Origin of the sequence: Labrys monachus (assembly GCF_030814655.1) — a bacterium.
Lineage (GTDB): Bacteria > Pseudomonadota > Alphaproteobacteria > Rhizobiales > Labraceae > Labrys > Labrys monacha.
The window spans coordinates 4930327-4951275 of record NZ_JAUSVK010000001.1 but is presented as its reverse complement, the minus strand read 5'-3'; the positions used below and the strand labels follow the sequence as shown (position 1 = coordinate 4951275).

Annotated in this window: 17 protein-coding genes; 12 read left to right on the top strand and 5 right to left on the bottom strand. The window is 67.8% G+C overall.

The features are described from left to right. Positions 1–80: 80 nt before the first annotated feature. Both J3R73_RS22635 and J3R73_RS22630 read right to left on the bottom strand, forming a co-directional pair. Positions 81–2471, bottom strand: coding sequence for a glucan 1,4-alpha-glucosidase (locus J3R73_RS22635; RefSeq protein WP_307432388.1), 2391 nt, complete (start codon positions 2469–2471; stop codon positions 81–83). Then, a complete protein-coding gene (locus tag J3R73_RS22630) occupies positions 2468–3229 on the bottom strand; it encodes an ROK family protein (RefSeq protein ID WP_307432385.1) in 762 nt (253 codons plus the stop codon). The genes J3R73_RS22635 and J3R73_RS22630 overlap by 4 nt, the downstream gene beginning before the upstream one ends. A 338-nt stretch (positions 3230–3567) precedes the next feature. Here J3R73_RS22630 and J3R73_RS22625 point away from each other — a divergent pair, with 338 nt between their 5' ends. Next, entirely contained in the window at positions 3568–3732 is a 165-nt protein-coding gene (locus J3R73_RS22625; protein ID WP_307432382.1) for a DUF1127 domain-containing protein, read from the top strand. 60 nt (positions 3733–3792) lie between these two features. Here the strand turns inward: J3R73_RS22625 and J3R73_RS22620 are convergent, their stop codons facing one another. The 3 genes from J3R73_RS22620 to J3R73_RS22610 all read right to left on the bottom strand — a co-directional run bounded on the left by J3R73_RS22620 (position 3793) and on the right by J3R73_RS22610 (position 7169). Further along, entirely contained in the window at positions 3793–5271 is a 1479-nt protein-coding gene (locus J3R73_RS22620) for an MFS transporter (protein ID WP_307432378.1), read from the bottom strand. A gap of 85 nt (positions 5272–5356) precedes the next feature. Beyond that, entirely contained in the window at positions 5357–5911 is a 555-nt protein-coding gene (locus J3R73_RS22615; protein ID WP_307432374.1) for a YIP1 family protein, read from the bottom strand. Positions 5912–6005: 94 nt separating this feature from the next. Continuing rightward, positions 6006–7169 (bottom strand): dihydrodipicolinate synthase family protein, encoded by a 1164-nt coding sequence (locus J3R73_RS22610; protein WP_307432369.1) that lies wholly within the window; start codon positions 7167–7169, stop codon positions 6006–6008. A 230-nt stretch (positions 7170–7399) separates the two neighbouring features. Here J3R73_RS22610 and J3R73_RS22605 point away from each other — a divergent pair, with 230 nt between their 5' ends. The 11 genes from J3R73_RS22605 (at position 7400) to J3R73_RS22555 (ending at position 20903) form a co-directional block, all read left to right on the top strand. Then, the gene (locus tag J3R73_RS22605) at positions 7400–8455 is read left to right on the top strand and encodes a LacI family DNA-binding transcriptional regulator (protein WP_307432364.1); all 1056 of its coding nucleotides are present in this window, start codon (positions 7400–7402) and stop codon (positions 8453–8455) included. Continuing rightward, positions 8455–9465, top strand: coding sequence for a Gfo/Idh/MocA family protein (locus J3R73_RS22600; protein WP_307437628.1), 1011 nt, complete (start codon positions 8455–8457; stop codon positions 9463–9465). Before J3R73_RS22605 ends, J3R73_RS22600 begins: the two co-directional genes overlap by 1 nt. Position 9466: 1 nt before the next feature. After that, positions 9467–11056, top strand: a complete 1590-nt coding sequence (locus J3R73_RS22595) for an acyl CoA:acetate/3-ketoacid CoA transferase (protein ID WP_307432362.1) — start codon at positions 9467–9469, stop codon at positions 11054–11056. Positions 11057–11539: 483 nt separating this feature from the next. Then, a complete protein-coding gene (locus J3R73_RS22590) occupies positions 11540–12313 on the top strand; it encodes an enoyl-CoA hydratase/isomerase family protein (protein ID WP_307432358.1) in 774 nt (257 codons plus the stop codon). 20 nt (positions 12314–12333) lie between these two features. Further along, entirely contained in the window at positions 12334–13839 is a 1506-nt protein-coding gene (locus J3R73_RS22585; protein WP_307437625.1) for an aldehyde dehydrogenase family protein, read from the top strand. 52 nt (positions 13840–13891) lie between these two features. Next, positions 13892–15172 (top strand): ABC transporter substrate-binding protein, encoded by a 1281-nt coding sequence (locus J3R73_RS22580; protein ID WP_307432354.1) that lies wholly within the window; start codon positions 13892–13894, stop codon positions 15170–15172. A 204-nt stretch (positions 15173–15376) separates the two neighbouring features. Beyond that, positions 15377–16330: a carbohydrate ABC transporter permease gene (locus tag J3R73_RS22575; protein WP_307432351.1), complete on the top strand. Its 954-nt coding sequence runs from the start codon at positions 15377–15379 to the stop codon at positions 16328–16330. Beyond that, on the top strand, positions 16327–17265 hold the full coding sequence (locus tag J3R73_RS22570; protein ID WP_307432348.1) for a carbohydrate ABC transporter permease: 939 nt from the start codon (positions 16327–16329) through the stop codon (positions 17263–17265). The genes J3R73_RS22575 and J3R73_RS22570 overlap by 4 nt, the downstream gene beginning before the upstream one ends. A 6-nt stretch (positions 17266–17271) precedes the next feature. Further along, entirely contained in the window at positions 17272–18384 is a 1113-nt protein-coding gene (locus J3R73_RS22565) for an ABC transporter ATP-binding protein (protein ID WP_307432345.1), read from the top strand. Between the two features lie 273 nt (positions 18385–18657). Next, complete coding sequence (locus tag J3R73_RS22560; protein WP_307432342.1) at positions 18658–20145, top strand: FAD-dependent oxidoreductase; 1488 nt, start codon at positions 18658–18660, stop codon at positions 20143–20145. After that, positions 20142–20903 (top strand): 3-ketoacyl-ACP reductase, encoded by a 762-nt coding sequence (locus J3R73_RS22555; protein ID WP_307432339.1) that lies wholly within the window; start codon positions 20142–20144, stop codon positions 20901–20903. The genes J3R73_RS22560 and J3R73_RS22555 overlap by 4 nt, the downstream gene beginning before the upstream one ends. Positions 20904–20949 lie beyond the last annotated feature (46 nt).

Here is a 20949-nt window from a genome sequence, read left to right as displayed (position 1 = left end):
GCGATGACAAATCTCGAAGCGTTGCGTGCGAAAAGGAACAGGCCGTTCGCCCGCAACGGCGAAAGCCTCCGTGGCGCCTCCTACCCCATCACGGTCACGCCGAAATCCGGATCCTGCCAGGGACCGCCGATCTGCGCGATGCGGAAGCGGATCTCCGTGCCGGCCGGGAGCGTCTCGGCGGGAATGTCGACATAATAAAGGGCGAGGCCCGTATCGGCGGTCGCGGTCTCGCTGGTGCCGGCCCATCCGTCGAAGCTCCAGCGCACCGCCGAGGGCTCCAGCAGCTCGATGCGGAGCACCTGGCCCGCCCGGATCGTCCGGCGTTGGTGGTTGATGCGCCAGAACCGCCGGTTGCTGACGACGCCCTGTTCGAGATAGCGCTCGACGGTCTGCGGCGGCGTGTCGAACACCTTGCCGTCGCGCAGGGAGCGCAGCAGCTTGATGTGCTCGCCATGGGCCCAGACCAGGGGCATGGCGCTGCCGGTGGGCCCGCCGAAGAACAATTCCCGGTCCGGCAGGTCCTCGCCGTCCCAGATCTGTTCGGGCAGGAGCCCGCCGGGGCCGGCCGAGGCCTCCAGCGCCTTCAGCAGGCGCCGCGCCTCGTCGGGCCGGCCCGCGGCCAGCTCGAAATGCGCGCGCTCGCCGGTCAGCAGCGGCCAGAGCCGTCCGACGCCGGTGCCGTCGAAGGCCGAGCCGTCCTCGTGCTCGCCATAGCCGTCATTGTTGTAGCGGTACCAGTAGGGGCCGTCGGGCAGGTCGCGCCTGAGCAGGTCGTCGATGGCCTTCACCGTCCCGACCATGCGCGGATCATCGGCGCTTCGCAGGCCGAAGCGGACCAGAGCGAGCGCGTCGGGGCTGAGCAGCATCTGCGCGCTGAGGGCGGCCTGCTGCGGCGAGCGATTCTTGATCGGCACCACGCTTCCCAATGCCGCCCCGTCCGGGTTGTCGCCCGGGCCGATGCGGACGTAATAGCCCGCGATGCCGAGCTTGGCCGCCAGGTCGGTGCCGGACGCGAAAGTCCAGTCGTCGAGCTCGGCATGCCAGCCATCGGCGGTCTCGCGCAGATAGGTCGCGGTCTCGGGCCGGCCGGAAGCGTCCATCGCGTCGGCCGCGGCGAGAAGGGCGGCGATCTCGACGGCGAGCGTGAACGGCGAATAGCCGGCATCCTCCTCCCAGCGGTCCTCGTCCGTCACCGGGCCCTGCCGCACCACGAAGCTGGCGGCCTTCTGCAGCATGGGGAAATAGCGTTCGTCATTGCCGTCCGCGAAGGCGCCGGCGCGGCGAAGCATGTCGTAGAGCAGGATCGGGAAGGCCGTCTCATCCATCTGGATGCCGTCCCAATAGGCGTGGCCGTCGATCCAGTTGTTCTGGGCCCAATGGCCGTCGCCTTCCTGGATGGCGGCGAGATAGTCGAGGATGCCGAGGGCGTCGGCCGTGCTTCCCGCAGCCAGGAAGCCGCCCGCCGTCTCGACGAGATCGCGCGGCCAGACGAGATGATAGCCGCCGAGGTCGTCGTCGCCCTTGTTGAAGCCCCAGGGCGTCGACAGGCTGGCGATCGCCCCGCCGGTGAAGGCGCCGGTGCGATGCACGGCCAGCACCGCGGCGCTGGTGCGGTAGCTCGTCCGCTCGGTCTCGCCGAGGTCGTCGAGACGCTCGAGCCCGGCATGCCAGCCGCGCCAGATCCGCCCGACCTCCCCGATCGCGGAGGCCGTGCCCTGCTGCAGGCTGGCGATGGCGTTGAAGGCGGCCTCCTCCGGCTTCAGGCCGAGGCCGAGCGAGAGCAGGACATGGCCCGCCGCGCTGAGGTCCAGCGTGCCGGTGAGCGCGACATTGCCGTTCTCCGCCCGGTCATAATCGGTGTTCACGCCTTCGCCGCGCCGCAGCGTCTGCCAGCCGTCCGACGTGCCGACGAAGCCGGCCGACCGCGCCAGCCAGGGCACGGAGGCGGCAAGGGCGAGGGAAACGCCGTTGGTCCCGCTCGCATGCAGAAGGCCGTAGCCCTTGTAGTCGTCGATCCATGCCGTGTTGCCGCTGCCGCGATTGACGAGATGCGGCGCGAGCAGGACATGCACGGCATAGTCGCTCCACTCCCCGTGCAGCGCCTCGAAGCGGATGTCCTGCAGCACGCTCTCGCGGAAGGGATCGGCGAGGATCGTCTTGGAGATGCGGTAACGGCCGTCGCGGGCGGTGTTGACGAGGCGGAAGATCGGAACGCCGTCCTCCGTCATGGCGAGGGCGGGGTCGGCGTCGCGCTTTTCCTCGGAGAAATAATCCGTGGCCGTGACGAGAAGGCCGAGGTCGCGCAGGCAGGCAAGGTCGATGCGCGGATAATAGACCTCGTTGAGGATGCCATGGCTGACGGCGAACCACAGCCGGCTGGAGGGCGAGCCCGACGTGCCGACGCCGCTCTTCGCGCTCGAGGTCCAGCGCGGGTCGAGGCCCGGCGCGCCCGGCGGCACCGCGCCGCTCACGGCTTCGCCCCGGCGACGCCGGCCGGCGCCTCCTCGCTGGTATGGAAGGATTTGAGCCGCCACAGGGCGGCGCCGCCGTCCAGCCCCGCATCGTTGGAGCCGACGACGACATTGTCGGGCAGATCCGCCTTGACATGCTTGGTGTTGCCGCCGCCGAGATAGAGGCGATCGTAGTGGAACAGCACGAACAGCAGCTCGGCGACGTGCTTCACCCGCTTGTTCCAGCGCTTGTTGCCGATCTTCTCCCGCGCCGCGTCGCCGATATAGTCGTCATAGGTCTTCGACTTGGAGACGGGATGATGCGCCAGTTCCATATGGGGCATCAGCTCGCCGTCGCGGAACACGCCCGTGCCCGCTCCGGTGCCCAGCGTCAGCGTGATCTCGATGCCCTTCCCCGAGATGAGGCCGAGGCCCTGGACCTCGGCATCGTTGATCAGGCGCACCGGCTTGCCGCCGAGCCGGGCAGACAGGGCCTGCCCGAGCGGAAAGTCCTCCCAGCCGTCGGGGCCGATATGCGGCGCGGTCAGGATCAGGCCGTGCCGGATCACGCCGGGAAAGCCCACCGATATGCGTCCATAGGCCGGAAGCGGAGCGACGAGATCGGCCAGCGTATCGACGAGGAGCTGGGGCGGGCAGGGATGCGGGGTCGGCACGCGGACGCGCTCGCCCTTCATCTTGCCCTCGATGTCGATAATGGCGGCCTTCAGGCCCGTGCCGCCGATGTCGATCGCCAGAATATCCGATGCGTCGCGCGCCAAAGCCGGCTCCTTACCTGTAGGGGGCGAGCCGCGGTCTTGCGGCCTGTTCCATTGCGGCACCCCGCAAGCCGCGATCGGACCGCCCGATTGTGGCGCGGATTTGTTGGCCCAGCAAAAAGGCGGGGCCGCGAGGGCGGACCGGCGCCCGCGAGGCCACTTTCCACGCAGCGCCGCCCAGAATCGCAGCGCTCTTTTGCATATTTATTAAGCGAGGCGCATTAAATCTATGCAGGGCTTGCATGGCGGGCATACGCTGGCATGCGAGCGATTTTTTACCGTTCGGTGCAACTTGGGCGTATAAACCAGACCAACAAATCACCCCCGCAGGAAGTTGTGTCATGGTTCTCTCCAGTTTCATCTCAAGCATCACCGCCCGCCTTACGGCTTATCGCAACTATCGCCGTACCCTCCAGGCCCTTTCGGCCCTGGACGATCGTGAGTTGTCGGATCTCGGTATTTACCGTGGTCGTATCGACGAGATCGCTCGCGGCGCCGCACGCTAAGTAAGTTTGCCCCAACGGGCTTCGAATAGTATGGCCGCCGGGGTTCGCCTCGGCGGTCTTTTATTTTTGCGGCTGTCCTTGCTTGCCCGGCAGCAGGGCCCATGAAATCGCGGCGCTGACGAAGGAAAGCACGGCCGTCACGCCGGAAACCGCGATAAAAGCGGCGATGAGCGCGTCCGCGCGCATCAGCCGCGCGGCCTCGCTCTGCAGGGCGAGAGGTTCGCCATAGCCGCCGGAAACCAGGGCGGGGTCGATATCGAGCCGGTAGGCGAGCGAGGCGACGACGCCGAGCCCCGCCACCGCGAAGAGGCCGGCGATTCGCGCCACGCCGTTGTTGACCCCGGAAGCCGTGCCGGCGAGAGCGTCGTCCGCCGCCGTCATCACCGTCGTGGAGAGCGGCGTCACCACCAGGCCCATGCCGATTCCCATCAGCACCATCGCCGGAACCACACCCGGCAGGAAAGCCCTGGCGCCGATTGCGGCGGCGAGCGCCAGGAAGGAAAGGCCGGTGACGGCCGAGCCGAGCGTCAGGGGCAGGCGCGGGCCGATCCTGTCGCTCAGGCCGCCGGCATAGCGGCTCATCAGCGCCATGGCGACGGTGAAGGGCAGGAAGACCGAGCCGGCCTGCGCCTCCGGCAGGCCGAGCGCTTCGATCAGCGTGATCGGCAGGAAGAACAGCGTGCCGGCAAGCGCGAAATAGAGGAAGAATGTCAGCAGGTTGGCACCGTTGAAGACGCGCAGCCGGAAGAGCTGGCGCGGCAGCATCGGCGAGGGGACCTGGCCCTCCCAGACCCAGAAGACGGCGAGCGCGAGGACGCCGAGGGCGAAGCATGCGGCGATGCGGGCGATTGGCGGAGCGGGCTCGCTCGCATAGGTCAGCCCGAGGGCGAGGCCGCCCAGCCCGACCGTCACCAGGGCGGCGCCGACGAGGTCGAGCCTGCCGCCGGCCCTGGCCGGCAGGCGCGGCGTCCATCCGTAGAGGAGGGCGAGGGTGGCCAGCCCGACCGGCAGATTGATCCAGAAGATCCAGCGCCATGCCGGCGGACCGCCGGCGTCGATGAGATAGCCGCCGAGGATCGGACCGAGCGCCGCCGCGACGCCCGACGCCATCGACCACAGGCCGATGGCGCGTCCCCGCGTGGCGGACGGAAAGGTCCGCGCGATCAGCGCCAGGCTTCCCGGTACCATGAAGGCGGCGCCGGCGCCCTGCGCGGCACGCCAGGCCAGAAGGTCGCCGGCCGAACCCGCCAGCGCGCAGCCGACGGAGGCGAGGCAGAACACCAGGATGCCGCCGGCATAGGTTTCGCGCTGGCCGAAGAGGTCGCCCGCCGCTCCGCCGACGAGGATGAGCGCCGAGAGCAGCAGCATATAGCCGTTGGACAGCCACTGGACCTGCGTGAAATCCGCACCGAGATCGACGCGGATCGCGGGAATGGCGACCGGCAACACCGAGCCGTCGATGAAGCCGAGCGATGAAGCCAGGATCGCCGCCGCAAGGACGGCGCGCGGGGCGGCAGGGGAGGCGGATGCTGGGGACATCGGGTTCTGGCCACTTTCGCGCCGTGCGAGATCGGTTCCCCGGCGGCGGAGCCGGAGCCGTTTCGTCTCCGAGAGGCGGCCTCCTTCACATGCGAAGGAAGAGATGGCGGAGGATCGCCCCGGCGATGGCCTGGACGACGACGCCCGCCACCACGACGGCGACGGTGTAGATCAGCGACCGGCTTGCCGGCGAGCGCATCAGCACGGGCGCGCCGATATAGAACAGGTAGATCGAATAGAGGCTGAGCAGCAGGCCGAAAATGCCGAGGATGGGCACGAGGGCGAAGATGCCCGCCACCCAGGCGGCCGTCATGCTGTAGGCCGTCAGCTTGAAGGCGTCGAGGAAGCCGGGCCTGCCTTCGAAGCTCGGCGCCAGCGCATTGACCACCAGCGCCATGACATAGACGACGAACAGCGAGAGGACATAGCTGGCGACGGCCCAGAACAGCGTGCCGAACACCCCGAACGGGCCCAGCAGCGACAGGCCGACGAAGCCGGCGACCGGCGGCACGGCGGCGAGATAGACGACATAGTCGCGATAGATGGTCTCGACGCTCGTCGCTTCCGACGCGATCACGGGCCATTCGGCTGCCGGCCTCAGAAGGATGTTCCTGGCTCGCTCGACGATGTCCACATCCATGCCCCATGCGCTCCGGTTGCCGACAGGCTAGCGCAAGCCGCCGTCAGCGCAAGGAGGATTGCGGTCCGACGGGGCGGCCGCCGACCGCCCCCGCCTATCCGACGCCGTTGATCCGGCAGAGGAGCTGCATGCGATGGGCCGCCTGGTCGGGGTCGGCCAGCAGTCCCGCCTGGTCGGCGAGGCGGAAGAGATCGGCATAATGGACGATGCCGCGCGCCGATTCCGCGCCGCCCACCATGCGGAAATGGTCCTGGAAGCCGTTGAGCCAGGCCAGGAACACCACGCCGCTCTTGTAGAACTGGGTGGGCGCCTCGAAGAGGCGTCGCGAGAGGGCGACGGTGGGGTCGAGGATGGCGCGGAAGCCGCCGGTGTCGCCGGCACCGAGGAGGTCCAGCGCCGCCGCGGCCGCCGGGGCGATCGGGTCGAAGATGCCGAGCAGGCCATGCGAGAAGCCCTGCTCGTCGCCCTGCATCAGCTCGGCGTAGTTGAAGTCGTCGCCGGTATACATCGCCACGCCCGCCGGCAGCAGGCGCCGCATGGCGATCTCCTTCCGGGCGTCGAGCAGGGAGATCTTGATGCCGTCGACCTTGTCCGCGTGGCTGCGGATGAGCTGCAGCACCGTGTCCATCGCCGGCTCGAAGGCGGACGAGCCCCAATAGCCCTCCAGCGCCGGGTCGAAGGCCTCGCCGAGCCAGTGCAGGATGACCTTGTCGCGGGTCTGGCCGATCAGGCGGCCATAGACCGAGAGATAGTCCTCGCTGCCTCGCGCGGCGCGGCAGAGCGCCCGGCTCGCCATCAGGATGACGCGTCCGCCATGCTTTTCGACATGGGCGATCTGCTCCTCATAGGCGGCGGCGACGTCGTCGAGCGAGGCCGGCCGGGTCGGGTCGAGCTGGTCGGTGCCGGCGCCGCAGGCGAGGTCGGCGCCGGGAACGGTGCGGGCCTCGGCGAGCGCGCGTTCGATCAGCTCGGCGGCGGCCGGCCAGTCCAGCCCGAGGCCGCGCTGGGAGGTATCCATCGCCTCGGCGATCTTGAAGCCGAGGCGCCACAGATGATGGCGGAAGCGCAGGGTGGCGTCCCAGTCGACGGCAGGCTTGCGCCAGGGATCGTCGAGGCGGAGGGGATCGGCCACGACATGGGCGGCGGCGTAGACGGTGCGCGGAAAGGACCCCGAATGTGTCATGGCATAGGGCGAAGCCGGACCCGGCACATAGGATTCCAGCCCGCCCTCGGGGGTTGGCAGCAAAAGCGCGCTCATCGCCGTCTCCTCCTTCTTCTCCCCGCATTGCGGCGCTTGACAGCGGCGCGGGGTTGCGCCACAAAACAACTGGAACGTTCCAATGTCAAGGAACTTTGGTGCAGGCGTAAGTTTTGCATAGTGTTATCAATAGGTTGCGGGAGTCGCGGCTTGGCGGTAAATAAAAATATGGGAACGTTCCAATTAGTGTCGTGAGCCGGCCCGGCAAGAGGCCGGCAGAGGAAATGCCGATGAACGGGGCGAAGCGCGGCGCGAGCCGTGCGACGACGATTATTGACATCGCGAAAGTGGCCGGCGTGTCGAAATCGACCGTTTCGCTGGTCCTCAAGGATTCGCCTCTGGTCAAGCCCGGCACGCGGCAGCGCGTGAACCAGGCCATCGAGCAGCTCGGCTATGTCTATAATCGGTCCGCCGCGAGCCTGCGCACCTCGAAGTCCAGCTTCGTCGGCATGGTGATCTCCGACCTGATGAATCCGTTCTTCGCCGAGCTCGCCGTCGGCATCGAGGACGAACTGAACGATTTCGGCTTCGTGCCGATCCTCGCCAACACCAATGAGAACGTCGACCGTCAGGCCCGCGTGCTGCAGTCGCTGCTGGAGCACGGCGTGGCGGGCGTGATCATGAGCCCCGCCAACGGCACCGATGCCTGGACGCTTGCGGCGACGCTGCCGCGCAGCCTGCCGGTCGTGCTGACCATGCGGCGCGTCGAAGGCAGTCCGTTGCCCTATGTCGGCCCGGACAACCGCACCGGCGCCTGCCGGGCGGTGCGCCATCTCATCGGCCTCGGCCACCGGCGCATCGCCTTCATCGGCGGCTTCGGAACGATGACGACGCAGAGCGAGCGCCTGTCCGGCTATTTCGATGCGCTGCAGGAAGCCGGGCTCCAGCGGGACGAGACGCTGATCTTCGACGCCGCGCCGACCCGCAATGGCGGCATGGACGCCGCCGCCCGCGCCCTGGCCCATTCCGGGCGGCCCACTGCCGCCTTCTGCTTCAACGATATCGTCGCCATCGGCGTGACTCGGGCGATCGCCCTCAGGGGACTGCGCGTCGGAGCCGACATCGCGGTCATCGGTTTCGACGACGTGGTCGGGGCCGAGCACAATCTGCCGCCTTTGACCACGGTCAGCGCCGACACGCGGCTGATGGGCGCCCGGGCGGCGCGCGGGCTGCTCGGCCTCATCGAGGGGGCCGACCCGGCGACAGCCTCCTTCACCGGCGAGACGAGGCTGGTGATACGCGAATCCTGCGGCGCACAGCAGGAGACAATCGGAGGAACGACATGATGGTGGCACGGCCCGTCAGATGGGGCATCGTCGGCGCGACGACGATCGCCCGCGAATGGATGATCGGCGCGATCCGCGAGGCCGGCGGCGACGTCGTCTCGGTGATGTCGAGCGATGCCGAGCGCGGCAGGGCCTATGCGGCCGAGAACGGCATCCCGGATGCGACGACCGATCTTTCGGCGCTGCTCGGCAAGGATCTCGACGCCGTCTACATCGCCACCACCAACGAAAAGCACAAGGACCAGACGCTGGCCGCCGCCAAGGCGGGCGTCCACGTCCTGTGCGAGAAGCCGCTCGCCCTCACCCTCGCCGATGCCCGGGAGATGGTGGCGGCCTGCCGCGCGGCGGGCGTGACGATGGGCACCAACCACCATCTGCGCAACGCCTCGACCATCCGCGCCATCCGCGATGCGGTGGCCGGCGGGCGCATCGGCAAGCCGCTGTTCGCCCGTGTCTTCCATGCCGTCTACCTGCCGGTCGGCCTGCAGGGCTGGCGCATCAAGGATGCCGGCGCCGGTTCCGGCGTGGTGATGGACATCACCGTGCACGACGCCGACACGCTGCGCTTCGTGCTCGGCGAGGAGCCTGTCTCGGTCACCGCCTTCACCCAGCAGGGCGGCATGGGCGGCGACGGCATCGAGGATGGCGTGATGGGCGTCGTCCGCTTCGGCGGCGGCCTGCTCGCCCAGTTCCACGACGCCTTCACCACGAAATACGCCACCACAGGCCTCGAGGTGCACGGCTCGGACGGCTCGGTCATCGGCATCGGCTGCATGACGCAGAAGCCGACGGGCGATGTCCTGCTCCGCGACGCCTCCGGCGAGCGCAAGCTCGAGGTGGTGCCGGAAAACCTCTATGTCCGCAGCGTCACCGCGTTCCAGAACGCCCTGCGGGGCGAAGGACGCCCGGCCGCCACGGGCGAGGACGGCGTGCGTTCGATGGCGCTGGCGCTCGCCGCCCTCGAATCCGCGCGAACGGGCCGCGAGGCCATGGTCGAGCCGGGGCTCTGAAATGGCGTTTCCGAAAGTCCTCACCGCCGACGAAGCCGCCGCGCTCATCCCCGATGGCGCGGTGGTGACGGTATCGTCCTCGTCCGGCCTCGGCTGTCCCGATTCGGTGCTGGCCGCCCTCGGCCGGCGCTTCGAGGCCTCCGGCCATCCGCGGGCGATCACCACGCTGCACCCGATCGCCGCCGGCGACATGTGGGGCGTCAAGGGGATCGACCATATCGCCCGGCCGGGCCTGCTGGCGAAGGTGCTGGCCGGATCCTATCCCTCCGGCCCGTCCTCCGCCGAGCCGCCGGCGATCTGGAAGATGATCACCGGCAACGAGATCCCGGCCTACAACATTCCCTCCGGCATCCTGTTCGACATGCACCGCGAGGCCGCCGCCAAGCGGCCCGGCGTGCTGACCAAGATCGGCATGGACACGTTCGCCGACCCCGCGCGGCAGGGCTGCGCCATGAACGCCGCCGCCGCTGCCCTGCCGATCGTGCGCCGGGTCGAGTTCGACGGCGAGGACTGGCTCTATTTCAAGGCGATCATCCCCGAGGTCGCCATCATCCGCGCCACCACGGCGGACGAGCGCGGCAACCTCTCCTACGAGCATGAAGGCGGCTATCTCGGCCCGCTCGACCAGGCCCTCGCGGTGCGCAACAATGGCGGCATCGTCATCGCGCAGGTCAAGCGCCTCGCGCAGAGCGGCACCCTCAAGCCGCAGCACGTGCTGGTTCCCGGCATTCTCGTCGACGCAATCGTCGTCGCGCCCGATCAGATGCAGACGACGCAGACCCCCTATGACCCGGCGATCTCCGGCGAGGTCTTCCGCCCGCTGTCGAGCTTCGAGGTCCCCGAATTCGGCGTCTCCAAGGTGATGGCGCGCCGGGTCGCGCAGGAATTGCGCTATGGCGACGCCGTCAATATCGGCTTCGGCATCTCGGCGAACGTGCCGCGCATCCTCATCGAGGAGGGCCGGCACGGCGACGTCACCTGGATGATCGAGCAGGGGGCCGTCGGCGGCGTGCCGCTGCTGGACTTCCAGTTCGGCTGTGCCACCAATGCCGAGGCGATCGTGTCCTCGCCCTATCAGTTCACCTATTTCCAGGGTGGCGGCTTCGACGCCTCGCTGCTGTCCTTCCTGCAGATCGACCGCGACGGCAGCGTCAACGTCTCCCGGCTCGGCGCCCGGCCGCATGTGACGGCGGGCGCCGGCGGCTTCGTCGACATCACGGCACGCGCGAGGCGGATCATCTTCTCCGGCTTCTTCACCGCCGGCGCCGGGCTCGCCATCGACAATGGCGCGCTGTCGATCACCCGGGAAGGCAAGGTGCGCAAGCTGGTGGAGACCGCCGAGCACGTCTCCTTCTCCGGCCGGCGCGCGGTCGCCCAGGGCCAGGACATCACCTATGTCACCGAGCGCTGCGTGATGAAGCTGACCGACAAGGGCCTGCTCGTCACCGAGATCGCGCCGGGCGTCGACCTGCAGCGCCACGTGCTCGACCAGGCCGAGTTCGCGCTTCTCGTCGCGCCGGACCTCAGGTTGATGGACGGCGCCCTGTTCCAGGAGGCGCCGATCGGCCTCGATATCGGGGGGCCCGCATGATGATGCATGTCCTGGGACCGCGGACGTCTCGTCCGCCCTTCCATCCCACCGCTGCGGCCTTTCCAGCAATCCTCGTGTTTCAAGAGGCGGGCGGGACGCCCATATGCGCTAACTTTGCCGACAATAGCGCGATTTTCCTTCTCCCATGCGGGACTTCGCATTTCCTGCGGAAATGCTGGGGGTGGCGCGAAGCGCCGGATGAGGGTCTGGACTTGTGCAATTCCAGCGCGACTATCGAGCTATCTGCGTTGACGTTTAGACCCTCATCCCCCTGCCGGGACCTTCTCCCGAACCGGGAGAAGGCGGGTATTTCTGTTATGTTAGCGCATATGGGCGGGACGCCCGCGGTCCCGGGAAGCGCGCCCGTCCTGGGACCGCGGACGTCCCGTCCGCTCTTCCATCCCGTCGCTGCGGCCTTTCCAGCAATCCCCGTGTTTCAAGAGGCGGGCGGGACGTCCGCGCACCCGGGAAGGGAGTACGTGCATGTCTGACCCCATCCGCCTGGAGATCGACGGCGCGGTCGCCATCGTCACGCTCGCCCGTCCCGAAAAGCTCAACGCGCTCGACGAGGCGATGATCGCCGGGCTCGCCGCGGCGGTCGAGGCCATCGAGGGCCATGGCGGCATCCGCGCCGCGATCCTCACCGGCGAGGGCAAGGGCTTCTGCGCCGGCGGCGACATCGCGGCCTGGGGCAGGCTTTCGCCGCTCGAAATGGGGCAGGGCTGGGTGCGCAACGGGCATTTGGTCTTCGACCGGCTGACCCGCCTGCGGGTGCCGCTGGTCGCGGCGCTCAACGGGCATACGCTGGGAGGCGGGCTCGAACTCGCGGCGACCGCCGATTTCAGGATCGGCGAGGTCCAGGCCAAGTTCGGCCTGCCCGAGACCGGCATCGGCATGGTGCCGGGCTGGTCGGGCACGCAGCGGCTCGTCGCCCGCTTCGGCGCCGGCGTGGTGCGGCGCCTCGCGCTCGTCGGCGAGATCGTCACCGCCGAGCGCGCGCTGCAGCTCGGCCTGATCGACGAGCTTGCCGAGACGGGCGGGGCGCTTGAGCTGGCACGCGCGCTGTGCGCGAAGATCGCCGCGCGGGGGCCGGTCGCCACCATCCTCGCCAAGCAGATGATCAATGCGGCGGAAGGCGAGGACGCCGCCGCCGCCATGGAGATTCTGGCCGGATCGCTGGTCTCCTACACCGCCGATCTCAAGGAAGGCGTCGCCAGCTTCGCCGAGAAGCGCACGCCCCAATTCAAGGGTTTCTGAGCGTGACCATCGCCATTCGCCTGAACAGGACCCGCCTCGCCGAAACGCTCGCCGGCGTGCCGAAGGCCCACGAACTCTTCATCGGCGGCCGGTTCGTGCCCGCCGGGAGCGGCCGGACCATCGAACGGACCAGCCCCGCCCATGGCGTGACGGTCTCGACCTATGCCGAGGCCGGGGCCGCCGATCTCGATGCCGCGCTGGAGGCGGCCCGCGCCGCCTTCGACCGCGGCCCGTGGCCGTCGATGACCGGCGCCGAACGCTCGCGCCTGCTGCACAAGGTCGCCGATCTCGTCGAGGCGCGCCTCGAGGTCTTCGCCACACTCGACACGCTGGAATCGGGCAAGCCGATCAGCCAGGCGCGCGGCGAGATGGCCGGCGCCGTCGACATCTGGCGCTACGCCGCCGGGCTCGCCCGCGATCTCCATGGCGAGAGCTATTCGACGCTCGGCGCCAGCAAGCTCGGCCTGGTCGTGCGCGAGCCGATCGGCGTCGTCTCGATCATCACGCCCTGGAACTTCCCCTTCCTGATCGTCAGCCAGAAACTGCCCTTCGCGCTCGCCGCCGGCTGCACGGCGGTGGTGAAGCCGAGCGAGATGACATCCGGCTCGACGCTGCTGCTCGGCTCCGTTCTCGCCGAAGCGGGGCTTCCCGAGGGCGTCGTCAACATCCTCTCGGGCTACGGGGCCGAGGTGGGCGCGCCGATGACCACCGATCCCCGTGTCGACATGGTGTCGTTCACCGGCTCGACCCGCGTCGGCAAGGCGGCGATGGCCGCCGCCGCAGCGACCCTCAAGAAGATGTCGATGGAGCTCGGCGGCAAGAATCCCCAGATCGTGTTCCCGGATGCCGATCTCGACGCCGCGCTCGATGCGGCGGTGTTCGGCGCCTATTTCAACGCGGGCGAGTGCTGCAACGCCGGCAGCCGGCTGCTGGTGCACCGCGATATCGCCGGGCAATTCGAGGCCGCCTTCGTCGAACGGTCTAAAAAGGTCGTGATCGGCGATCCGCTCGATCCGCAGACCCTTGTCGGCGCGCTGATTTCGCCCCAGCATCTCGCCCTCGTCGAAGGTCATGTCGCCCATGCGAGGACGGACGGAGCCGACATTGCGCTGGGCGGCAGCCGTCTGGACAGCGAAGCCGGCCAGTTCATGGCGGCCACGGTGGTCGCCGGGGCCTTGCCCTCGATGGCGATCGCGCGCGACGAGGTCTTCGGCCCGGTCGCCACCATCATGCGCTTTTCGTCGGCGGACGAGGCGGTGGCGATCGCCAACGGCGTCGATTACGGTCTTTCCGCCAGCGTCTGGAGCCGCGATTTCGACACCGCCGTCGGCACCGCGAAGCGTATCCGCGCCGGCACGGTGTGGACCAACACCTTCATGGACGGTGCCGCCGAACTGCCGTTCGGCGGGTTCCGGCAATCGGGCGTCGGGCGGGAACTGGGGCGCCACGCCGCTGCCGACTACACCGAGGAAAAGACTTTGCACCTTCATTGCGGACCGCGGACGGCCTGGTGGCTGCCGCGCTAGGCATTGAAACGTCGCCGGAACGTATCCGGCTGGTCACGGGAGGAAGTAAACGATGACCCTTCATATGAAACTGATCGCGGGCGTTGCGCTCGCCGCCGCCAGCGTCGGCCTGGCAGGTTTCGGCACGGTCGGCGCCGCCCAGGCGCAGACCAAGGAAGTGCAGATGCTGCATTGGTGGACGTCGGGCGGCGAGGCGGCGGCCCTCAAGGTCATCAAGGACGCCCTCGCCAAGCAGGGCTATGGCTGGAAGGACGTCCCGGTCGCCGGCGGCGGCGGCAATGCCGCCATGACCGCGCTGAAGGCCATGGTTGCCGCCGGCAACTACCCGACGGCGTCGCAGATGCTCGGCTACAACGTGCTGGACTATGCCCAGGCCGGCAAGCTCGCCGATCTCACCGAGCTCGCCAAGTCGGAAGGCTGGGACAAGGCCATTCCCGCCCCGCTGCAGAAGTTCTCGGTCTATGACGGCAAGTGGGTCGCCGTTCCCGTCAACGTGCATTCCGTCAACTGGGTCTGGCTCAACAAGGCGGTGATGGACAAGATCGGCGGCACCGAGCCGAAGACCTTCGACGACTTCCTTGCTTTGCTCGACAAGGCCAAGAAGGCCGGCGTCACCCCGCTCGCCCTCGGCGGCCAGGACTGGCAGGAAGCCATCCTGTTCGACGACGTCGTGCTGTCGACCGGCGGACCCGAGTTCTACAAGAAGGCCTTCAACGACCTCGACGAGGCGTCGCTGAAGTCCGACACCATGAAGAAGTCCTTCGACAACCTGGCCAAGCTCAAGGCCTATGTCGATCCGAACTTCTCCGGCCGCGACTGGAACCTCGCCACCGCCATGGTGATCAAGGGCGATGCGCTCGTGCAGGTGATGGGCGACTGGGCGAAGGGCGAGTTCCACAACGCCAACAAGGCGCCGGGCACCGACTTCCTCTGCTACCGCTTCCCGGGCACCGACGGCAGCGTGGCCTATAATTCGGACATGTTCGCCATGTTCGACGTCGGGGCGGACCGCAAGGACGCCCAGACCGCCCTCGCCAAGACCACCGAATCCAAGGACGTCCAGGCCGGCTTCAACATCATCAAGGGCTCGGTGCCGGCGCGCACCGACGTCTCCGATGAGGGCTTCGACGCCTGCGGCAAGAAGGGCATCGCCGACCTGAAGAAGGCGAGCGCCGACGGCAACTTCTTCGGTTCGCTGGCGCAGGGCTACGGTGCGCCGCCGGCCGTGACCAACGCCTATCTCGACGTCGTCGACAAGTTCTTCAACGGCCAGATCAAGACCTCCGACGAAGCCGTGACCCAGCTCGCCCGGGCCATCGACGACGCGAAGTAAGAAGCAAGACGGATACGACAACCGCCGGGCGCGGCCAGCCGCGCCCGGTCCATCCCATGCCGGACGGCCCGGCGCGGGTGACGGAAGGGTCTTCGGCGGGGCGCCGCCGCGGATGCTTCATCCATCGTGATAGAATATTCTTCAGGCGGACCGGTGCCCGATCGCCTCAGGCGCATTCGGAACAGCAGAAGGACGGGGAAGGCCATGGCTTTTGCGACGACCAATGCGGACCTGCCGGCGAGGAGGGCTTCATCGACGCCGACCTTGCGCGCACGGCTCCAGGATGCCCTGCCCAAGATCGTGCTGGCGCCCAGCTTCTCGATCATCCTGGTCTTCGTCTATGGTTTCATCCTGTGGACGATCTACCTGTCGTTCACCAATTCGAAGGCCTTCCCCAGCAACGAACTGACCGGGCCGCTCGCCTATCAGCGGCTGTGGAACTGGACCTTCGAGAGCGATCCGCCGTCGAGCTGGTATACCTCGATCACCAACATGGCGATCTTCGGCGTGCTCTATATCGGCTTCTGCATCCTGCTCGGGCTGTTCCTCGCCATCCTGCTCGACCAGAAGATCCGCGCCGAGGGCTTCCTGCGCACGATCTACCTCTATCCGATGGCGCTGTCCTTCATCGTCACCGGCGTCGCCTGGAAATGGTTCCTCGATCCCGGCCTCGGCCTCGAGCAGACGCTGCATCACCTCGGCTGGACCAGCTTTCATTTCGACTGGATCAAGAATGCCAACCGGGTGATCTACACCGTGGTGATCGCCGGGGTCTGGCAGGCCTCGGGCTTCGTCATGGCGATGTTCCTCGCGGGGCTGCGCGGCGTCGACGGCGAGATGCTGAAGGCGGCACAGATCGACGGCGCCTCGACCTTCCAGGTCTATTGGCGCATCGTCATTCCCATCCTGCGCCCGGTCTTCCTGTCGGCCTTCATCGTGCTCGCCCATATGGCGATCAAGTCCTATGATCTCGTCGTCGCCCTGACGTCCGGCGGCCCGGGCGGCTCGGCCTGGCTGCCCTCGAACTTCATGTATGAATACACCTTCAAGCGAAGCCAGATGGCCATCGGTTCGGCCAGCGCGGTGATCATGCTGATGGCCATCACCGCCATCATCGTGCCCTACCTCTATTCCGAGCTGCGGGAGAAGCCCCAATGAGCGCCGCCACCAGGGACGCCTCAGGGCCGGTCGGCTACAATCTCGTCAACCGCATCATCATCTACGCCCTGCTGCTGATCTTCGCCGTCGTCTATCTCGTGCCGCTCTTCGTCATGCTGGTGACCTCGTTCAAGACCATGAGCGAGATCCAGGACGGCAATATGCTGGCGCTGCCGCAGTCGCCCACCTTCGCGCCCTGGATGCGGGCCTGGGGCGGGGGGTGCGATGCCAACGGCAATTGCATCGCCGGCATCGCCGGCCATTTCTGGGCCTCGATCAAGATGGTCATCCCGGCGGTGGCGATCTCGACGCTGCTCGGTGCGCTCAACGGCTATGTGCTGACCAAATGGCGCTTTCCCGGCCACAAGCTGGTCTTCGGCATGATGCTGTTCGCCTGCTTCATCCCGTTCCAGTCCGTGCTGCTGCCGATGGCGACGCTCCTCGGCAAGTTCGGCATGTTCGGCCATTATCTGCAGAGCCTGATCGGCACCTCGCTCGGCTTCGGCTCGTCGACGGCCAACCTCGTCTTCGTGCACGTCGTCTACGGCCTCGGCTTCACCACGCTGTTCTTCCGCAACTATTACGAGGCGTTCCCCGACGAACTCGTGCGGGCGGCGATGGTGGACGGGGCCGGCTTCTTCCAGATCTTCCGGCGCATCCTCCTGCCGAGCTCGCTGCCGATCTTCGTGGTGACGGTGATCTTCCAGTTCACCAACATCTGGAACGACTTCCTGTTCGCCTCCTCCTATGCTGCAGGGGACGAGAGCCCGATCACCGTGGCCCTCAACAACACCGTCAACACCTCGACCGGCGTGGTCGAGTACAATGTCAACATGGCGGCGGCGATCATCGCGGCGCTGCCGACCCTGTTCGTTTACATCGTCGCCGGCCGCTACTTCGTGCGTGGCCTGATGGCGGGCGCAGTCAAGGGATGATGCTCCATGGCGTTTCTTGAAATATCCGGCCTGAAGAAGCGCTTCGGCGCAGTCGAAATCCTGAAGGGCATCGATCTCGACCTCGACGAAGGCGGCTTTCTCGTCCTCGTCGGCCCGTCGGGGTGCGGCAAGTCCACCTTGCTCAACACCATCGCCGGCCTCGAAACCATCTCCGAGGGCGAGATCCGGGTCGACGGCAAGTCGATCAACAATCTGCACCCCTCGCAGCGGGACATCGCGATGGTGTTCCAGAGCTACGCGCTCTATCCGAACATGACGGTCGCCGGGAACATCTCCTTCGGCATGGAGATGCGCGGCGTGCCCAAGGCGGAGCGCGAAAAGGCCATCGCGCAGGTCGCCAAGACGCTGCAGATCAGCCATCTGCTCAACCGCCGGCCCTCCCAGCTCTCCGGCGGCCAGCGCCAGCGCGTCGCCATGGGCCGGGCCCTGGTGCGCGACCCCAAGCTCTTCCTGTTCGACGAGCCGCTGTCCAACCTCGACGCCAAGCTGCGCGTCGACATGCGCATCGAGATCAAGCGCCTGCACGCGACCACCGGCAAGACCATCGTCTACGTCACCCATGACCAGATCGAGGCGATGACGCTCGCCACCAAGATCGCCGTGCTGAAGGAAGGCGAGATCCAGCAGGTCGGCACGCCCTCCGAGATCTACAACCGGCCGAACAACCTGTTCGTCGCCGACTTCATGGGCTCGCCCGCCATGAACCTGATGCAGGCCAAGGTCGCCGGCGAGAACGGGCGCACGGTGCTGAAGATCGCCAACGCCGCCGGCGCGGACATCACCCTGCCGGTGCCCACGACGATCGCCTCGGAGCCCCTCGCCATCGGCCGCGACATCATCTTCGGCATCCGTCCGGAAGCGATCACCGACCATGACAGCGCCGATCGCCATTCCAAGGCGATCGAGATGGTCGACGCCAGGGTCGACGTCGTCGAGCCGGCGGGGGCCGACACCTTCGTCGTCACCCATCTCGGCGGCAAGGAGGTCACCGCGCGTATGCGCTCCGATGCGGATGTGGCGGCCGGGCAGGTGCTGCCCTTCGCGTTCAATCTCGACAAGGCCGTGGTCTTCGATCCGGCGACCAGCAAGCGGCTCTGAGGGAAGGGGCCCTCCCTTCGAAGCGTGGCTCTGCCCCTCATCCCGGCCTTCTCCCCGCAGGCGGGGAGAAGGGGAAGCGGCACCGCGTTGCAACCGGGTCGGGCGAGACGGCGGCGCAAAAGGCCCGTCTCGACGCCGAAGTCCCCTCGCCCCGCCTTGCGGGGAGAGGACAGAGGTGAGGGGCCGTGCCATGCCCGCGGACTGCTGCGTAGGGTTCGAGCCGCGGTTCCGCCCCTCCCGATCGTTTGTTGTTTTTTCCTCCCAGGAGCCTCCATGTCCTCTCCCGACATCGTCGTCATCGGCGCCGGCATGGGCGGCGCGACGATCGCCCATGCGCTGGCGCCATCGGGGGCGGAGATCCTCATCCTCGACAAGGGCCACCAGCTTCCGGACCGGCCGGAAAACCGCGACGCGCGCGCCATCTTCCAGCGCGGCTTCTTCCGGCCGCAGGAATCCTGGTACGATTCCGCCGGCAAGCCGTTCAATCCGGGCAATTACTATTATAATGGCGGCAATTCGAAGTTCTACGGCGCCGTCCTGATGCGCTATCGGGCCGAGGACTTCGACGGCCTCGCCCATGCCGACGGCGATACGCCGCGCTGGCCCTTCCGCTATGGCGAGCTGGCGCCGTGGTACGATCGCGCCGAGGCGCTCTACCAGGTGCGGGGCGAGACGGGCACCGATCCGACAGAGCCGGCCCATGGCGGCGACTACCCCTTCGCGCCCGTCCCCGACGAACGGCCGATCGCGGAGGTGCGCGAACGCCTGCGCCGGATCGGCCTCAAGCCGTTCCCGCTGCCGCTCGGCGTCGATATCGAGCGCTGGCTCTCCCATGGCAGGACGCCGTGGGATGCCTTTCCCGATGCCCGCACCGGCAAGATGGATGCCGAGACCTGCGCGCTGCTGCCGGCGCTCACGCATGCCAATGTGCATCTGAGGAACGGCGTCGAGGTCCGGCGGCTGATCGCCGAGCCGGGCGGCGGCCGGATCGAGGCGGTGGAATATGTCGAAGGCGGCGAAACCAGGCGCGTCGCGCCGAAGCTCGTGGTGCTCGCGGCCGGCGCCGTGCGCTCGGCCGCGATCCTGCTCGCCTCCGGCGGCGTCGCCAACCGCTCGGACATGGTCGGCCGCCATTTCATGAACCACAACCTGTCGGCGATGATCGGCATCGATCCGCGCTTCCACAATGATTCGATCTACCAGAAGACCTTCGGGCTCAACGATTTCTATCTCGGCGACGGCAAGGGCGGCCCGCCGCTCGGCAATGTGCAGCTGCTCGGCCGCGTCTCCGGGGCGATCCTGAAATCGGATCTCAGGCGGGTGCCGGAATTCCTGCTCGAGGCGATGAGCCGCAAGGCAATCGATTTCCTGATCATGAGCGAGGACCTGCCCGATCCCGCCAGCCGGGTCCGCCTCGACGGCGAGCGCATCGTGCTCGAATGGCGGCGCTCGAACATGACGGCGCATGAGGGCCTGAAGCGGGTGATGCGCGCCGCCCTGAGGCAGGCGGGCTTTCCCCTGGTGCTGACCCATCTGTTCGACCGGCGCACGCCCTCCCATCAATGCGGCACCATCCGCATCGGCAGCGATCCGGCTGCGGCGCCGCTCGATCCGTTCGGCCGGGCCTTCGATCATCCCAATCTGTTCGTGGCGGACGCCTCGACGCTGGTGACCTCCGCCGCCGTCAATCCTTCGCTGACCGTCGCCGCGCTCGCGCTGCGGGCCGCCGGCCACATCCGTGAAACGGAGCTGCGCGCATGAGCCGTCCCGTCGCCCTCGTCACCGGTGCCAGGCGTGGCATCGGCCTTGCGATCGCCGTCGCCTTCGCCGAAGGCGGCTATGACATCGCCTTCACCGACATCGTCGACGACGAGGCGGTCGAGGACGCCGAACTCGCCATCGGCGAGGCCGGCGGCGCGGCCTTCTTCGTCCAGCACGACGTGGCCGATCTCGCCAGCCATGAAGGCTTGATCGGGAGCGTGCTGGAGAGCTACGGCAAGATCGATTGCTTCGTCTCCAACGCCGGCATCGCTTCGCCCGCCCGGGGCGACCTCCTCGATCTCGATCCCGCCCATTTCGACCGGGTGATGGCGATCAACCTGCGCGGCGCGATGTTCCTCAGCCAGGCCGTCGCCCGCCTGATGCTGAAGCGGCCGGCATCGCGCCGCTCGATCCTGTTCGTGACCTCGGTGAGCGCCGAGATGGCCTCGCCCGAGCGGGCCGATTACTGCGTCTCCAAGGCCGCCCTGTCGATGTGGGTGAAGAACCTCGCCCTTCGCCTCGCGCCGGAGAAGATCCCGGTGTTCGAGCTGCGGCCGGGGGTGATCCGCACCGACATGACCGCTGCGGTGGCCGAAAAATACCAGGCGCGCATCGAAGGCGGGCTGGTCCCCGCCGGCCGCTGGGGCGAGGGCGCCGATGTCGCTCGCATGGCGCTGGCGCTCGCCGGCGGCGCCTTCGATTTCGCCACCGGCAGCGCCATCGCCTGCGACGGCGCGCTTTCGATCCCGAGGCTGTGATGAGTTGGGGTAATCCTCCCGGGTGCGTGGACGTCCCGTCCGCTCT

What these genes read in the sequence shown, in the direction of transcription:
- J3R73_RS22625 (WP_307432382.1), top strand. Translation starts at nt 3,568, where the DNA reads ATGGTTCTCTCCAGTTTCATCTCAAGCATCACCGCCCGCCTTACGGCT.
- J3R73_RS22555 (WP_307432339.1), top strand. Translation starts at nt 20,142, where the DNA reads ATGAGCCGTCCCGTCGCCCTCGTCACCGGTGCCAGGCGTGGCATCGGC.
- J3R73_RS22575 (WP_307432351.1), top strand. Translation starts at nt 15,377, where the DNA reads ATGGCTTTTGCGACGACCAATGCGGACCTGCCGGCGAGGAGGGCTTCA.
- J3R73_RS22615 (WP_307432374.1), bottom strand. Translation starts at nt 5,911, where the DNA reads ATGGATGTGGACATCGTCGAGCGAGCCAGGAACATCCTTCTGAGGCCG.
- J3R73_RS22590 (WP_307432358.1), top strand. Translation starts at nt 11,540, where the DNA reads ATGTCTGACCCCATCCGCCTGGAGATCGACGGCGCGGTCGCCATCGTC.
- J3R73_RS22600 (WP_307437628.1), top strand. Translation starts at nt 8,455, where the DNA reads ATGGTGGCACGGCCCGTCAGATGGGGCATCGTCGGCGCGACGACGATC.
- J3R73_RS22595 (WP_307432362.1), top strand. Translation starts at nt 9,467, where the DNA reads ATGGCGTTTCCGAAAGTCCTCACCGCCGACGAAGCCGCCGCGCTCATC.
- J3R73_RS22610 (WP_307432369.1), bottom strand. Translation starts at nt 7,169, where the DNA reads ATGAGCGCGCTTTTGCTGCCAACCCCCGAGGGCGGGCTGGAATCCTAT.
- J3R73_RS22580 (WP_307432354.1), top strand. Translation starts at nt 13,892, where the DNA reads ATGACCCTTCATATGAAACTGATCGCGGGCGTTGCGCTCGCCGCCGCC.
- J3R73_RS22605 (WP_307432364.1), top strand. Translation starts at nt 7,400, where the DNA reads ATGAACGGGGCGAAGCGCGGCGCGAGCCGTGCGACGACGATTATTGAC.
- J3R73_RS22565 (WP_307432345.1), top strand. Translation starts at nt 17,272, where the DNA reads ATGGCGTTTCTTGAAATATCCGGCCTGAAGAAGCGCTTCGGCGCAGTC.
- J3R73_RS22570 (WP_307432348.1), top strand. Translation starts at nt 16,327, where the DNA reads ATGAGCGCCGCCACCAGGGACGCCTCAGGGCCGGTCGGCTACAATCTC.
- J3R73_RS22620 (WP_307432378.1), bottom strand. Translation starts at nt 5,271, where the DNA reads ATGTCCCCAGCATCCGCCTCCCCTGCCGCCCCGCGCGCCGTCCTTGCG.
- J3R73_RS22560 (WP_307432342.1), top strand. Translation starts at nt 18,658, where the DNA reads ATGTCCTCTCCCGACATCGTCGTCATCGGCGCCGGCATGGGCGGCGCG.